The following is a 13,176-nucleotide window of genomic DNA, read 5'->3' as shown; positions in this document are numbered from 1 at the left end:
GACCCAGGGGCCCCGGACCCCCGATCTCGCGCCTGGCGCGACCACCAAATGTAAGGAAGGAACGCGACGTGTCTGTCGTGACCGACGTCCAGGGCAACCCGAGGGCGACCGGCCGCCGCAAGGAGGCCGTTGTCCGCGTGCGCCTGCTGCCCGGCACGGGGAAATGGACCCTCAACGGGCGCACCCTCGAGAACTACTTCCCGAACAAGGTGCACCAGCAGATGGTCAACGAGCCGCTGAAGGCTCTCGACCGGGCTGAGTCGTACGACGTGATCGCCCTGCTGCACGGCGGTGGCATCTCCGGCCAGGCCGGCGCGCTGCGGCTCGCCGTGGCGCGGGCGCTCCTCATCGTCGAGGACGAGTCCCGGCCGACCCTGAAGAAGGCCGGCTTCCTCTCCCGCGACTCCCGGGTCAAGGAGCGCAAGAAGTACGGCCTCAAGAAGGCCCGTAAGGCTCCGCAGTACAGCAAGCGGTAGCCAGAGCTCCATGGGTACCCGCCCGGCGGGGCACCCAGCACGGCAAGCCGCCCGTCCTCGACGGGCGGCTTTGCTGTGCCCGCCGCGCCCGCCCGCGGGGCCTGCCCGCCCGTCGCGGCGGGCCCGTCCGCCTGCCCGCCCTCCGGGCGAGGCTGGCCGACTCGTGGCGAGGCTCGGTAGGAAGCCGGCGCCAGGTCGGCGAAGATGTGGCGAGCCTGATTGCACCCGCGGGCTCAGGCGTGTCTCTGACGCCAGGGCCGGACGAGGCGGCCCGGGCCTCGGGGCAGGCCGGCGAGCGGCGCCGGCGGCCGCCACAGGACGTGGCGAGCGCGGGGGCGCCGCCGGTGTCCGTGAAGGTGCTCGGCGATGTGCGACTGGTTTTGGGAGATCCCCATGGGGCGGCTGTTCGGTACGGACGGCGTGCGTGGCGTGGCGAACGTGGACCTGACCGCTGAGCTGGCTCTACGGCTGGCGGAGTCGGCGGTCGAGGTGCTCACCGAGGACCGGGCGGCGGACGCGGGCCGGCCGGTGGTGGTGGTGGGGCGGGACACCCGCCCGTCGGGCGAGTTCCTGGAGGCGGCGGTCGTCGCCGGGCTCGCGTCCAGGGGCGCGGATGTCGTCCGCGTCGGCGTGGTGCCGACGCCCGCGGTCGCGCACATCGTCGCCGCGACCGGCGCCGATCTCGGCGTGATGCTCTCGGCCAGCCACAACCCGATGCCCGACAACGGGATCAAGCTGTTCGCCGCGGGCGGCCACAAGCTGCCCGACGAGGTCGAGGACGCCATCGAGACCCGGCTCGCGGCCCCGCCGGCGCGGCGCCCGACCGGCGCCGCGGTCGGGCGTGTCCGCGACGAGCCCGGCTACATCGCCAGGCTCGTCGACGGCTACGTCGAGCACCTGCTGTCCACCCTGCCCGTCCGGCTCGATGGTCTGCGGGTCGTCGTCGACTGCGCCCAGGGCGCCGCGTCGACGCTCGCGCCGCGGGTGCTGCGCGCCGCCGGCGCCGACGTCGTCGCGCTGCACGCTGACGGCGACGGCAAGCTGATCAACGACGGCTCGGGGGCCACCCACCTCGACAGCCTGCGGGCCGCCGTCCTGGAGCACGGCGCGGACGTCGGAATCGCCCACGACGGCGACGCGGACCGCTGCCTGGCCGTCGACGCCGCGGGCGAGGTCGTCGACGGCGACCAGATCATGGCCGTGTGCGCGCTGGCGCTGGCCGAGCGCGGCGAGCTGGCCGACCGGCGGGTGGTCGTCACCGTCATGTCCAACCTGGGCTTCCACCACGCCATGCGGGAAGCCGGGATCGAGGTCCTCGCCACCCCGGTCGGCGACCGGTACGTCCTCGCCGAGATGCGCCGCGAGGGCATCGCGCTGGGCGGCGAGCAGAGCGGCCACGTGGTGTTCCTGCGGCACGCCACCACCGGCGACGGCCTGCTCACCGCGCTCACGCTGGTCGGGCGGATGCGCGAGACCGGCCAGCCGCTCGGCGAGCTGGCCAAGGCGATGACCCGGCTGCCGCAGGTCCTGGTGAACGTGCGCGGGGTCGACCGGGCCCGGGCGTCCACGTCCGCCGGGCTCGCCGCCGCGGTCCGGACCGCCGAGGCGGAGCTGGGCGACGAGGGCCGGGTGCTGCTGCGCCCGTCCGGGACCGAGCCGCTGGTGCGGGTGATGGTCGAGGCGCCCACCGACGCCCAGGCCCGCGCGATCGCCACCCGCCTCGCGGAGGCCGTCAAACGGGAACTGGGCACCGCGGCGGCCCAGTGAGCCAGGACGGGAACGGGCGTAACAAAACTCACGAAACGCGGGCAGGGTCTTCGCGGCTTCTGGGCTGGACTGCTCGTGAAACCGCTCGCGGCTTCGTGGGTCCGTCGGCACGGCGGCGGCGAGGCTGCGTACGCTGAGCCGCATGTGCGGGATCATCGGCTACGTGGGGGAGCAGTCCGCTCTCGAGGTCGCCCTCGGTGGACTGCGCCGGCTCGAGTACCGAGGGTATGACTCGGCGGGAATCGCCGTGGTCGGCGCGGGCGCGCTGCGGGTCGTCCGCCGCGCCGGAAAGCTGGCCAACCTCGAGAAGGCGCTCGCGGAGAGCGACGACGGCGCCGTCGTCGGCGACAGCATGGCCGGCACGACCGGCATGGGCCACACCCGGTGGGCGACGCACGGCGGCCCGACGGACGTGAACGCCCACCCGCACACCGACTGCACCGGCGCGATCGGCGTCATTCACAACGGCATCATCGAGAACTTCACCGCGCTGCGCGCCGAGCTGTTCGCCGCCGGGCACGAGCTGGTCAGCGAGACCGACACCGAGGTGGTCGCGCACCTCCTGGAGGCCGAGCTCGGCCGGCCGGGCTCGGGCGAGGCGAACCTCGCCGCGTCGGCTGGGAGGCTGGCAGGCGGCCAGCCGACGCGGGGCTCGGGCGGTATGGCCGCGGCGGCCGAGGGCGCCGAGGGCGGGCGCCACCCGCTCACCGAGGCGGTGCGCCGGGTCTGCCAGCGGCTGGCCGGCGCGTTCACCCTGGTGGTGCTGCACCGGGACTTCCCAGACGTGGTCATCGGCGCCCGGCGCAACAGCCCACTGGTGATCGGGCTCGGCCAGGGCGAGACGTTCCTCGCCAGCGACGTCTCCGCCTTCATCGCGCACACCCGCGACGCGCTGGAGATCGGGCAGGACCAGATCGTCGAGGCCCGCCGCGACGGCGTGAGCGTCATCGACTTCAGCGGCGAGCCGGTCGAGGGCCGCCCGTACCACGTCGACTGGGACGCGAGCGCCGCCGAGAAGGGCGGCTTCCCGTACTTCATGCTCAAGGAGATCAGCGAGCAGCCGGCGGTGCTCGCCGACACCCTGCGCGGGCGGCTGTCGGCCGACGGGGCGATCGTCCTCGACGAGGAGCGCCTCTCCGGCGAGGACTTTCGCGACATCGACAAGGTGTTCATCGTCGCCTGCGGCACCGCCTACCACGCCGGGCTGATCGCCAAGTACGCGATCGAGCACTGGACCAGGCTGCCCTGCGAGGTCGAGATGGCCTCCGAGTTCCGCTACCGCGACCCGGTGCTCGACCGTTCGACGCTCGTGGTGGCGATCAGCCAGAGCGGCGAGACGCTCGACACCCTGATGGCCGTCAAGCACGCCCGCGAGCAGAAGGCCCGGGTCCTGGCGATCTGCAACACCAACGGGTCGACCATCCCGCGCGAGTCCGACGCGGTGCTCTACACCCGCTGCGGGCCGGAGGTCGGGGTCGCCGCGACCAAGACGTTCCTCGGCCAGGTCGCCGCCTGCCTGCTCGTCGGGCTCTTCCTCGCGCAGGCCCGCGGCGTGCTCTACGGCGACGAGGTCGGCGCCTACGTCGAGAAGCTGCAGAAGATGCCCGACCTGGTCGCCCGCACGCTCAGCACCGTCGGCCCGGTGCGCGAGCTCGCCCGCAGCCTCGCCGGCGCCAAGACCGTGCTCTTCCTGGGTCGGCACGTCGGCTACCCGGTGGCCCTGGAGGGCGCGCTCAAGCTGAAGGAGCTCGCCTACATGCACGCCGAGGGCTTCCCTGCCGGGGAGCTCAAGCACGGGCCCATCGCCCTGGTCGAGCAGGGCGTGCCCGTGGTCGTCGTGGTGCCCTCGCCACGCGGCCGCGCGGTGCTGCACGACAAGGTCGTCTCGAACATCCAGGAGGTCCGGGCCCGCGGCGCCCGCACGATCGTGATCGCCGAGGAGGGCGACCATCTGGTCGAGCCGTTCGCCGACCACCTGATCCGGGTGCCGGCGACGCCGTCGCTGTTCGCCCCGCTGGTGACGACGATCCCGCTGCAGGTCTTCGCCTGCGAGCTGGCGCTCGCCCGCGGCCTCGACGTGGACCAGCCCCGCAACCTGGCGAAGTCGGTCACCGTCGAATAAGGCCGGGCAGGCGTTTCGTCGGCCGGGCAGGCGTTTCGTCCCCGCCCCGCGACCGGGGGCGGGGGCGTCCGCTAGTCCGCCGCCTCGCTGGTGGCTCGGTCGTGATACCAGCGGACGGTCTCGTCCCAGAGCGCGTCCGCGAGGTCCTCGTTGTCGTCGGCCAGGCCGAGCACGAGATCGACGAGCTCCGCCTTGGGCAGGCTCTCCAGGAACACGCCGACGGCGGCGCGAACGTAGTCGTCCTGGTCGTCCTCGTCGTCGTCGGCCTGGATAAGGCCGGTCGCGGCCAGCGCTACCGCGACACCGTGCTGGCACAGCGCCGTCACGGCCGCGCGTTCACAGGTGCACTGCTGTTGCGGGCCGTCCTCGCCCACCGCCAGTTTGACGGTGAACTCGCGGCTGTCCTCGACGGTTCCGGTGGCGTCGCTCGGCCGGATCCGCAGGTCGGCGACCCGGCCGAGGAGCGCGAGCCCGACTCCGCGGCTGAAGGTCTCGGCCCCCGCGAGCTCCGCGCAGGCGGTCTCGGTGAAGGCCGCCTCGAGCGGCGTGAGGACGACCTCGTCGTGCGGGCCGTCCCCGGAAACCCTGATGATCACCGTCCAATCCTACGCACCCGCCCTACCAACCCGCCTCCGCGGGTTCCTTGCTCGGAGGCGCGACCTCCGGGCCCGTCGGTGGTGTCACGCCCAAATGGGCCAGTCCGGAGCGCATCGGGCCGCATCAGGCGTGGACTGTCGGGAACGGAGGGGGCGACGCGGCGGCCAGTAGGGTGCTGGCAGGCCCGTGTCCACCAGGACAGGCCCCCGTCTCACTCCGACCTCGTCCGACCCCTGGAGAGCCGATGAGCCAGCCGGACGCCTCCGTGGCACCGCGTGCCTGCGCGATCGTCGACCTGGACGCGGTGCGCGAGTCGACCGCGACGCTGGTGGCTCGGGCCGGGTCCGCCGCCACGATGGCCGTCGTCAAGGCGGACGGCTACGGCCACGGCATGATCCCGTGCGCCCGGGCGGCGCTTGACGGCGGCGCGACCTGGCTCGGCGTGGCCGTCCTCGAGGAGGCACTGGCCCTGCGCGCCGCCGGCTTCACGGTGCCGGTGATGTCGTGGCTGATGGCGCCCGGTGAGCCGCTGGGCGACGCGCTCGCCGCCGACGTCGACCTGTCCGCGTCCGCGGGCTGGGCGCTGGACGAGATCGCCGCGGCGGCCCGAGCGACCGGTCGCCAGGCGCGGGTACACCTCAAGGCGGACACGGGGCTCGGCCGCGCGGGCGCGGGTCCCGCCGACTGGCCGGCGCTGTGCGACGCGGCGGCCGCGCTGCGCGCCGAGGGGCTCATCGACGTCGTCGGCGTGTGGAGCCACTTCGCGTTCGCCGACGCGCCTGGCCACCCGACGGTGCAGGGGCAGATCGGCCGGTTCACCGACGCCGTCGCGGTGGCCGAGAAGGCGGGGCTTCGTCCCCAGGTCCGCCACCTGGCCAACTCGGCCGCCACCCTGGTCAGCCCCGAGGCCCACTTCGACCTGGTCCGACCGGGGATCTCGGTCTACGGGCTCTCGCCTGGCCCGGAGGTCGGCCGCTCGGCCGAGCTGGGCCTGCGGCCCGCGATGCGGCTGACGGCCCGGGTGACACTCGCCAAGCGGGTGCCACCCGGTACCGGCGTCTCGTACGCCCACCGCTACACCACCGAGGCGGAGACGACGCTCGCGGTCGTCCCGGTCGGTTACGCCGACGGCATCCCCCGGTCGGCGGCGAACGTCGGAGAGGTGCTGCTGGCCGGCCGGCGCCGGCGTATCGCCGGAACCGTCTGCATGGACCAGTTCGTCCTCGATGTCGGCGACGACCGGGTCTCGGCCGGTGACGAGGTGGTGCTGTTCGGGGCGGGCGACGACGGCGAGCCGACCGCCGACGACTGGGCCGCCGCGCTCGACACCATCAACTACGAGATCGTCACCCGCGTCGGCGTCCGCGTCCCCCGCGTCTACCGCGGCGCCTGACGGCGCGCGCCGTCACCGCGCCGCGGCGCCCCCACCCCGCGCTGTCCTCACCTCGCGAGCCGCCCCCACCCCGCGCCGCTACGCGGCGAGGGCGGCGCGGGCCACGCGGGCGAGGGCGGCCGGATCGCCGACCATCCCGGACGGATTGGACGCGGGCGTCGTCGTGGACGGTGCGGGCTGGTCCGGGTCGGGCCGCGGCGTGGCGCACAGCTCGACCCGGACGACCTTCTTGCCGGCGAGGGCGATGAGCCTGCCCGGCGCGCGGGCCGCGTCGTCGCCCACTCCGGTGACCGGGACCGTCGCGGTGCCGCCGGTGCCTGCCCCCGGGTCGCAGTTGAACAGCGGCTGCGCGCCCCCGAGCAGCGCCCGGTCGGCCTCGAACTCGGCCCGGGCGGCCGCGCCGTCCGCGAGCTCCAGCACGTCCACGCTGAGATTTCCCACGCCGTAGCGGTCCGGGTCGGCCTGCCAGGCGCAGGACAGCAGGTGAGCCGGTCGGTCGGTGGAGCCCAGGATCTCGCTCTCCTGCGCGTAGGTCTGGAAGAACGGATCGGATTTCTGCTGGTCGGATGTCCGCCAGCCGAACGCGGCCGCGACCTCGGTGGACGGCAGCAGCGGGCAGACCGGCTGGGCGGCTCCCAGGGGAAGCTCGGCCGGCTGCCACCGGCCCTCGAGGTAGCGGTACGGGGTGAGCTGCGTCGACGACACCGTCTGGAATGGTGGTTGCCCCGGGTTGCGGTCCGCGGAGCCGAGACGGGCGCCATCCCGGCCGACCGTGACCACCTGCCGCTCACCGCCCACCGCCAGCGAGACCTCGAGGCGCCACCGGCAGTCACAGGCGCCGGCGAGGCCGGCCACGAGGATCGACTCGGTCCGGCCCGCGGCCACCTCGACCGTGCGCGGGGACGGCGGGACGGTGACCGTGGCGACTTCCGGCCGCGGCGGGATCAGCTCGGAGGTGATGCGCGCGAGGTCGAGCAGCACCGCGTCGGCGCGGGCCAGCGCCTGCGCCTGCGGGAGCTGGTGGACCGGATGGGAGAACTGGTCCGGCCGCTCGGCCGCCGTGCAGGTGAGCAGGGCGCCCTCCGGCTCGTCGACGTGGCTGGCGTCGATGTGGACCTCGAAGCCGAGCACCTCGACCGGCACGTCCCGCCGGGCGCTGACATCGAGGCGCACGGGCGAGACGTCGGCCTGGGCCGCGCCGATCGAGGCGGCCCAGGCGGCCCGCCCCGCGCACTCGTCGCGACCGCCAGTGGGCGGCGGTGGCAGCGAGTCGACCGGGCGGGTGGTCACGTAGCTCTCGCCGACGGCGCCGGCGACGGCGGGGACGCCGGACAGGTCCAGGATGGCGCGGTCCGGATCCGTCTGGGCGGCGAACCGCGCCTCACGGGTGCAGACCACGCCGGCCGCGTCGCAGCTCGGGCCGGTGGGTGGCGGGTCGGCCGTGGCGACCCAGACGGCGCCGCCCGCGACCGCGAGCAGCAGGACGGCGCCCACCGCGGCCAGGGCCCGGCCACCCGGCCGGGCGAGCACCCGGCGCGCCGCGCCGGACGCCGCGGTCAGCAGGCGCGCCAGCGGGCCGTCCGGCGCGTCGGGGTCTCGCGCCGAGCCGACGTGGTCCCGCCCCGGAGAGCCGGCCGGCTCTCCGGGCCGCCAGGGGCCGTTCATGCCGGCCATGCGTTCCCTCCTTCCAGGAAGGACGCGATCAGCATCCTTTGGAGCATCTCCCCGCCGCGCGCCGTTCGCCAGATCTGTCACAGAGGGTCGCCGCATACGGGCTCGCCGAGACGGCGAGGCGGAGGCGACCTACCTTCGACATGAAGGGCGCGCGTGCGCGGGCGGGCCACGGGTGCCGGATGTCATCGATGGCGAAGACTCCGTGGCTGGCTGAAAAGTGATGGTGGAGGAGACGACGTGAGGCTCTGGCGACGCGGTGAGCGGCGCACGACCACGGCGACTGGTCCGACCGGTGGCGTGGACCTTGACGAGCGCGACGACCTGGATGACCTTGACGAGCTTGGCGCCCTGGACGACCGCGACGGGCTCGACGAGCCCGCGGGGCCGGTTCAGCCGGGCGGGACGGGTGGCGCGGGCGGGCCGGTGATGCTCATGCTGACCACCCGCGAGCAGGTCGAGAAGGCCGCGGTGGCCGAAGCCGCCCCGAAGGTGGTCAGGGTGCGTCCGGGTCGTGGCGCGTTCGGTGGCACCGCCAGCGGTGGTGGCTGCGGTCCCGGCTGCTCGCACTAAAGGCCCGCGCCGTGCGGCGCTTCCATCTCCGGGCGGGCGGATGATGAGCTGGTGACGATCTCACCTTCGCCTGGCGCGCCGCCAGGCATCGCGTCGCCCGCCGGGGCGGACCCGCTGGTCGTGGAGACGCCAGAGCAGATGCGGCTGCTGGGCGCCCGGGTCGCCGATGTCGCGCGGCCCGGGGACCTGGTCGTGCTGGCCGGCCCGCTCGGCGCGGGCAAGACCGTGCTGGTGCAGGGGATCGCCGCCGGGCTGGGCGTGCGCGGGCCGGTGACGTCGCCGACGTTCGTGCTCGCCCGCGTCCACACCGGCGGCCGGCTGCCGCTGGTCCACGTCGACGCCTACCGGCTCGGCGGCATCGCCGAGGTGGACGACCTGGACCTCGACGCGGACACCGACGTGGCGCTGACCGTCGTCGAATGGGGCGCCGGCCGGGTCGAGCAGCTCGCGCAGGAGCACCTGCGCGTCGACATCGAACGCCCCGAGGGCGAGGAGGCCGGCGAGGCGCGCCGCGTCCGCCTGACGCCCACCGGGCCCGACTGGTCGGCCCGCCTCCGCGCGCTGCTCACCGCCGACGGGCCGATCGGCTGACCAGTCGCCCGTCCGCCCGCGGCGCCGACCCGTTGACCGGCTGACGCGGCGGGCCACTGGGGGCGGGCCACTGGATCGGTGCGAGGCGGCACTGGTCGCGGTCCGTAGGCTGGACAGGTGTTGGTGCTCGCCCTTGACACCTCGACGCCGGCCTGCTCGGTGGCGCTCGTCAACGTAGTGGACGCTGCGCCTCGGCCCGCGGCGGTGCGTCCCCTGGCCTTTCGGCAGGTCGTCGACGCCCGCCGGCACGGGGAGCTGCTCAGCCCGCTGACGCGGGACACCCTCGTCGAGGCCGGCGTCAAGCCGGCGGATCTCGCCGGTGTCGTCGTCGGGCTGGGACCGGGCCCGTTCACCAGCCTGCGGGTCGGGATCGTCACCGCCGCCACGTTCGCGGCAGCCCTGGGCCTTCCCTGCCACGGCGTCTGCTCGCTCGACGGCCTCGGCGCGGCGACCGGCGGGCGAACCGGCGTGGTCACCGACGCGCGTCGCCGGGAGGTGTTCTGGGCGGCCTACGCCGACGGCGCGCGGATCGCCGGCCCGGCGGTCGACAGGCCGGTGCGAGCCGCCGAGCTGCTGCGCGCCGACGGAGTGGGCGACGCCACCGGGCCGGGGCTCGCGCTCTACCCGGACGCGTTCGCGGACTTCACCGCGGCTCGGGGCGGCGCCGGTGCCGGCGCCGCGGTGCCCGAATACCCGGATCCCGCGGTTCTCGCCGTCCTCGCGGCACCCGACCTGCTCGCCGGCCGTGCCCCCGGGCCGCTGACCCCGATCTACCTGCGGCGGCCGGACGTGGCCGAGCCGGGCCCGGCCAAGGCGGTGACGGGATGACCGCCGGCGGCGGGCCGCCTCCAGGCCCGCCCGCCGTCGAGCTCACCCCGCTTCGCTGGTGGCACCTGGCAGAGGTCGCCGAGCTCGAGAAGGACGTCTTCGACCTCGACCCGTGGACACCGGAGATGTTCTGGTCCGAGCTCGCTCAGGGAGCGAGCCGGTACTACGTCGCCGCCCTGGTTGGCGGTCGTATCGCCGGCTACGCCGGGCTCGCGATCACCGACGACGAGGCGTTTGTCCAGACCGTCGGCGTGCAGCCGGGCCACCGGGGGCGTGGGCTGGGCGCCCGGCTGATGGTCGCGCTGCTGCGCGAGGCGCGCCGGCGGGGGGCGCGCAGCTGCGGGCTGGAGGTACGTACCGAGAACCTGAGCGCCCGCGCCCTCTACGCCCGGCTCGGTTTCGTCGACATCGGCATACGCCGTGGCTACTACCAGCCGTCCGGCGGCGACGCCTACGTCATGCGCGCCCGCCCCATCGACACCCCCGGTTATGGTGCCCGGCTCGACGCGGCCTGGGCCGCGCTGGTCCAGAAGGACGGCGAGGCCGCCGCGGACGTGGTGAGAGCGGGCGCCACCCCGACCAGCAACCCCGTGGCCAGCAACCCCGTGGAAGGAACGACATGAGCCGGCCGACCCTGACCGGGACGATCCCGGGTACCCGGGCCCCGGGAACGCCGGTCTCGGGAGCACCGGGGCCGCTGGTCCTCGGGATCGAGACGTCCTGCGACGAGACCGGCGTCGGGCTGGTGCGCGACGGCGTGCTGCTCGCCGACGCGCTCGCCTCCTCGGTCGACGAGCACGCCCGCTACGGCGGCGTCATCCCGGAGATAGCCGCCAGGGCGCACCTGGAGGCGATGGTGCCGACGATCGAGCGCGCCCTCGCGTCAGCGGGCGCGAAGGCGTCCGACATCGACGCCGTCGCCGTCACCGCCGGCCCCGGGCTCGCCGGGGCGCTGCTGGTCGGCGTGGCGGCCGCCAAGGCGTACGCGCTCGCTCTCGGCGTGCCGTTCTACGGCATCCACCACCTCGCCGCGCACGTCGCCGTCGACACCCTGGAGCACGGCCCACTGCCGTCGCCGTCGGTCGCGCTGCTGGTGTCCGGCGGCCACTCGTCGCTGCTGCTGGTCGAGGACCTCGCGAGCGCGCCGGTGGTCTCGCTCGGCGCGACCGTCGACGACGCGGCCGGCGAGGCCTACGACAAGGTCGCCCGACTGCTCGGGATGCCCTTCCCCGGTGGGCCCCCGATCGACCGGGCGGCCCGCGACGGGTCGGCGACGATCCCGTTCCCGCGCGGCAAGGCCGGCGACGGGACCTTCGACTTCTCGTTCAGCGGGCTGAAGACGGCCGTCGCCCGCTGGGTGGAGGCGCGCCGCCGCGCGGGCGAGCCGGTCCCGGTCGCCGACGTGGCCGCGTCGTTCCAGGAGGCCGTCGTCGACGTGCTGACGGCGAAGGCGGTCGCGGCGGCGAGGAAGCACGGCGTCGAGACGTTGGTCATCGGCGGCGGCGTGGCCGCGAACAGCCGGCTGCGCGCGCTCGCCGCCGAGCGCTGCGCGGCGGCCGGCATCACGCTGCGTGTGCCGCGGCCCGGCCTGTGTACCGACAACGGCGCCATGGTCGCCGCTCTCGGCTCGCTGAAGGCGGCCGCCGGCGTCGCGCCGTCCTCGCTGGACCTGCCCGCGTCGTCAACTCTCGCGCTCTGAGCCTGAGCCTGCGGCTGACTGGCTGTGCTCGTGGCGGCCTGGGAGCGGCCAGCGCAGGAGTGGGCGGCGGACCGGGTGGGCGCGGGCGATGAGGGCGCGGATCCGCTCGTTGACCGCGTCGGGCCGCTCCAGCGGCAGCGCGTGCCCCGCGCCCTCCTCGACGGCGAGCTCGGCCTCGGGCAGGGCTTCGGCGAGCGTGCGGCTGTGCGGCAGCGGGGTCATCAGGTCGTGGTCGCCCACCATGAGCAGTGTCGGGACGTGGCGCAGCACGGCCGCGGCGGCCAGCTTGTCATGCGAGAGCAGGGTCGGCAGGAATGATCCGATCACCGAGATCGGGGTGCCGGCGATCTCGCCCTCCAGGAACTCGACCACGGACGGCGGGACGTCGGTGGTGCCGAAGCCGACCCGTCGGGTGATCGAGTACGCGAGGTCGCTGCCGCGCAGCCGGGCCCGCTCGAACAGGGACGGGGTGTGCCGCATGCCGACGGCGAGCCCGGGCAGCACCCGCCGGACCGCCGCCGTCACCCCGGCCGGGAGACCGAACGTCACCCGGGCGAGATCGCCGGCGCTGGTCGACAACAGCGCCACCGCGATCACCCGGTCGTCGAAGAACTCCGGGTGGCGCTCGGCCAGGCCGAGGATCGTCATCCCGCCCATCGAGTGGCCGATCAGCACTACCGGCCCGGTCGGCACCGTCGCCGCGAGCACGGCGTACAGGTCGTCGGCGAGCTGGTCGATCGTGCAGCGCGACACCTCCGACGGCCCGGAGCGGCCGTGGGCCCGCTGGTCGTAGAACACCATCGGACCGAGGTCCGCCAGCGCCCGCTGCTGGAAGCACCACGAGTCGGCGGTGTTGCAGAACCCGTGGACGAACACGAATGTCGGGCCGTCCGGCGCCGAACGGCGCCGACGCGCCCGTCGTGTCCAGGCCGCAGTGTGGTGCGAGCCGTCGCCGTCGCCGTCACCGTCACCGTTGCCGTCGCCGTTGGCCCTCGCCCCCGGGTCCTCGTGGCCGGCGGTGGCCGAGGAGTCGGCGCTGGCCGCCTGCCGGGCGTTGCTCGCGGCGGCGACGTCGTCCAGGCCGCTCACGACGACGTGCAGCGGGACGCCGTCGGTCGCGATCACGGTCGTGGCCCGGCCGGCGAGGGGGCCCGGCCGGTGCTCGACGGGAACGTCCGGCAGGGCCCTCGCGCGCCGGACCGCGTGCCGCTCGGCGATCAGGCCGGCGGCGATCACCGCGCCGGCCAGGCCCAGACCGCCGCCCGTCCGCCGGACGGTCTTCGACCCTGCCACGGTGCCCATCAGGTCGACGGCACCCGTCGCCGCGCCCCGCGCGAGACCGCCGACCCCCGTCGCCGCGCCCGCCACCCGCCCACCTCGCCGCTCGTCGACCCACATGGTTATCGACCGGTCGTGACCGGCCCGCACCCGATGATGCACCGGTGAGTACCCCGCTATC

The 13,176-nt window shown here is 75.0% G+C and carries 12 protein-coding genes; 9 read left to right on the top strand and 3 right to left on the bottom strand.

Features of this window, described 5'->3' with window-relative positions; translation table 11 throughout:
- Positions 1-68: 68 nt before the first annotated feature.
- From rpsI to glmS, 3 genes are all read left to right on the top strand, one after another.
- Positions 69-476 carry a 30S ribosomal protein S9 gene (gene rpsI / locus FRCN3DRAFT_RS0201515; RefSeq protein ID WP_007514853.1) on the top strand — a complete coding sequence of 136 codons (408 nt, stop codon included), beginning with the start codon at positions 69-71 and terminating at the stop codon, positions 474-476.
- A 393-nt stretch (positions 477-869) separates the two neighbouring features.
- Positions 870-2,243 carry a phosphoglucosamine mutase gene (gene glmM / locus FRCN3DRAFT_RS0201510; RefSeq protein ID WP_027140156.1) on the top strand — a complete coding sequence of 458 codons (1,374 nt, stop codon included), beginning with the start codon at positions 870-872 and terminating at the stop codon, positions 2,241-2,243.
- Positions 2,244-2,385: 142 nt separating this feature from the next.
- Entirely contained in the window at positions 2,386-4,365 is a 1,980-nt protein-coding gene (gene glmS / locus FRCN3DRAFT_RS0201505; protein WP_007514855.1) for a glutamine--fructose-6-phosphate transaminase (isomerizing), read from the top strand.
- A gap of 71 nt (positions 4,366-4,436) precedes the next feature.
- Here the strand turns inward: glmS and FRCN3DRAFT_RS0201500 are convergent, their stop codons facing one another.
- Positions 4,437-4,961 (bottom strand): SWIM zinc finger family protein, encoded by a 525-nt coding sequence (locus FRCN3DRAFT_RS0201500; protein ID WP_007514857.1) that lies wholly within the window; start codon positions 4,959-4,961, stop codon positions 4,437-4,439.
- A 245-nt stretch (positions 4,962-5,206) separates the two neighbouring features.
- Between FRCN3DRAFT_RS0201500 and alr the strand changes: the two genes are divergently transcribed.
- On the top strand, positions 5,207-6,355 hold the full coding sequence (alr, locus tag FRCN3DRAFT_RS0201495) for an alanine racemase (protein ID WP_007514859.1): 1,149 nt from the start codon (positions 5,207-5,209) through the stop codon (positions 6,353-6,355).
- Between the two features lie 78 nt (positions 6,356-6,433).
- Here the strand turns inward: alr and FRCN3DRAFT_RS0201490 are convergent, their stop codons facing one another.
- Entirely contained in the window at positions 6,434-8,029 is a 1,596-nt protein-coding gene (locus tag FRCN3DRAFT_RS0201490) for a hypothetical protein (RefSeq protein WP_027140155.1), read from the bottom strand.
- 237 nt (positions 8,030-8,266) lie between these two features.
- On the opposite strand from FRCN3DRAFT_RS0201490, the gene FRCN3DRAFT_RS53810 reads away from it, so the two are divergent.
- The 5 genes from FRCN3DRAFT_RS53810 to tsaD all read left to right on the top strand — a co-directional run bounded on the left by FRCN3DRAFT_RS53810 (position 8,267) and on the right by tsaD (position 11,717).
- Positions 8,267-8,599 carry a hypothetical protein gene (locus FRCN3DRAFT_RS53810; protein WP_007518691.1) on the top strand — a complete coding sequence of 111 codons (333 nt, stop codon included), beginning with the start codon at positions 8,267-8,269 and terminating at the stop codon, positions 8,597-8,599.
- 51 nt (positions 8,600-8,650) lie between these two features.
- Positions 8,651-9,190, top strand: a complete 540-nt coding sequence (gene tsaE, locus FRCN3DRAFT_RS0201480; RefSeq protein ID WP_007518689.1) for a tRNA (adenosine(37)-N6)-threonylcarbamoyltransferase complex ATPase subunit type 1 TsaE — start codon at positions 8,651-8,653, stop codon at positions 9,188-9,190.
- A gap of 123 nt (positions 9,191-9,313) precedes the next feature.
- The gene (gene tsaB / locus FRCN3DRAFT_RS0201475; protein WP_007518687.1) at positions 9,314-10,018 is read left to right on the top strand and encodes a tRNA (adenosine(37)-N6)-threonylcarbamoyltransferase complex dimerization subunit type 1 TsaB; all 705 of its coding nucleotides are present in this window, start codon (positions 9,314-9,316) and stop codon (positions 10,016-10,018) included.
- A complete protein-coding gene (gene rimI / locus FRCN3DRAFT_RS42165) occupies positions 10,015-10,641 on the top strand; it encodes a ribosomal protein S18-alanine N-acetyltransferase (protein ID WP_007518684.1) in 627 nt (208 codons plus the stop codon). Before tsaB ends, rimI begins: the two co-directional genes overlap by 4 nt.
- A complete protein-coding gene (gene tsaD / locus FRCN3DRAFT_RS0201465; RefSeq protein WP_007518682.1) occupies positions 10,638-11,717 on the top strand; it encodes a tRNA (adenosine(37)-N6)-threonylcarbamoyltransferase complex transferase subunit TsaD in 1,080 nt (359 codons plus the stop codon). Before rimI ends, tsaD begins: the two co-directional genes overlap by 4 nt.
- Here tsaD and FRCN3DRAFT_RS0201460 read toward each other — a convergent pair.
- Complete coding sequence (locus tag FRCN3DRAFT_RS0201460; RefSeq protein WP_007518680.1) at positions 11,700-13,085, bottom strand: alpha/beta fold hydrolase; 1,386 nt, start codon at positions 13,083-13,085, stop codon at positions 11,700-11,702. The genes tsaD and FRCN3DRAFT_RS0201460 overlap by 18 nt on opposite strands.
- Between the last annotated feature and the right edge of the window lie 91 nt (positions 13,086-13,176).

It is taken from the genome of Pseudofrankia saprophytica, from assembly GCF_000235425.2.
GTDB classification, from domain to species: Bacteria; Actinomycetota; Actinomycetes; order Frankiales; family Frankiaceae; genus Pseudofrankia; species Pseudofrankia saprophytica.
Note: the sequence above shows the minus strand (reverse complement) of the source record. Positions and strands in the feature narration are given on the sequence as shown.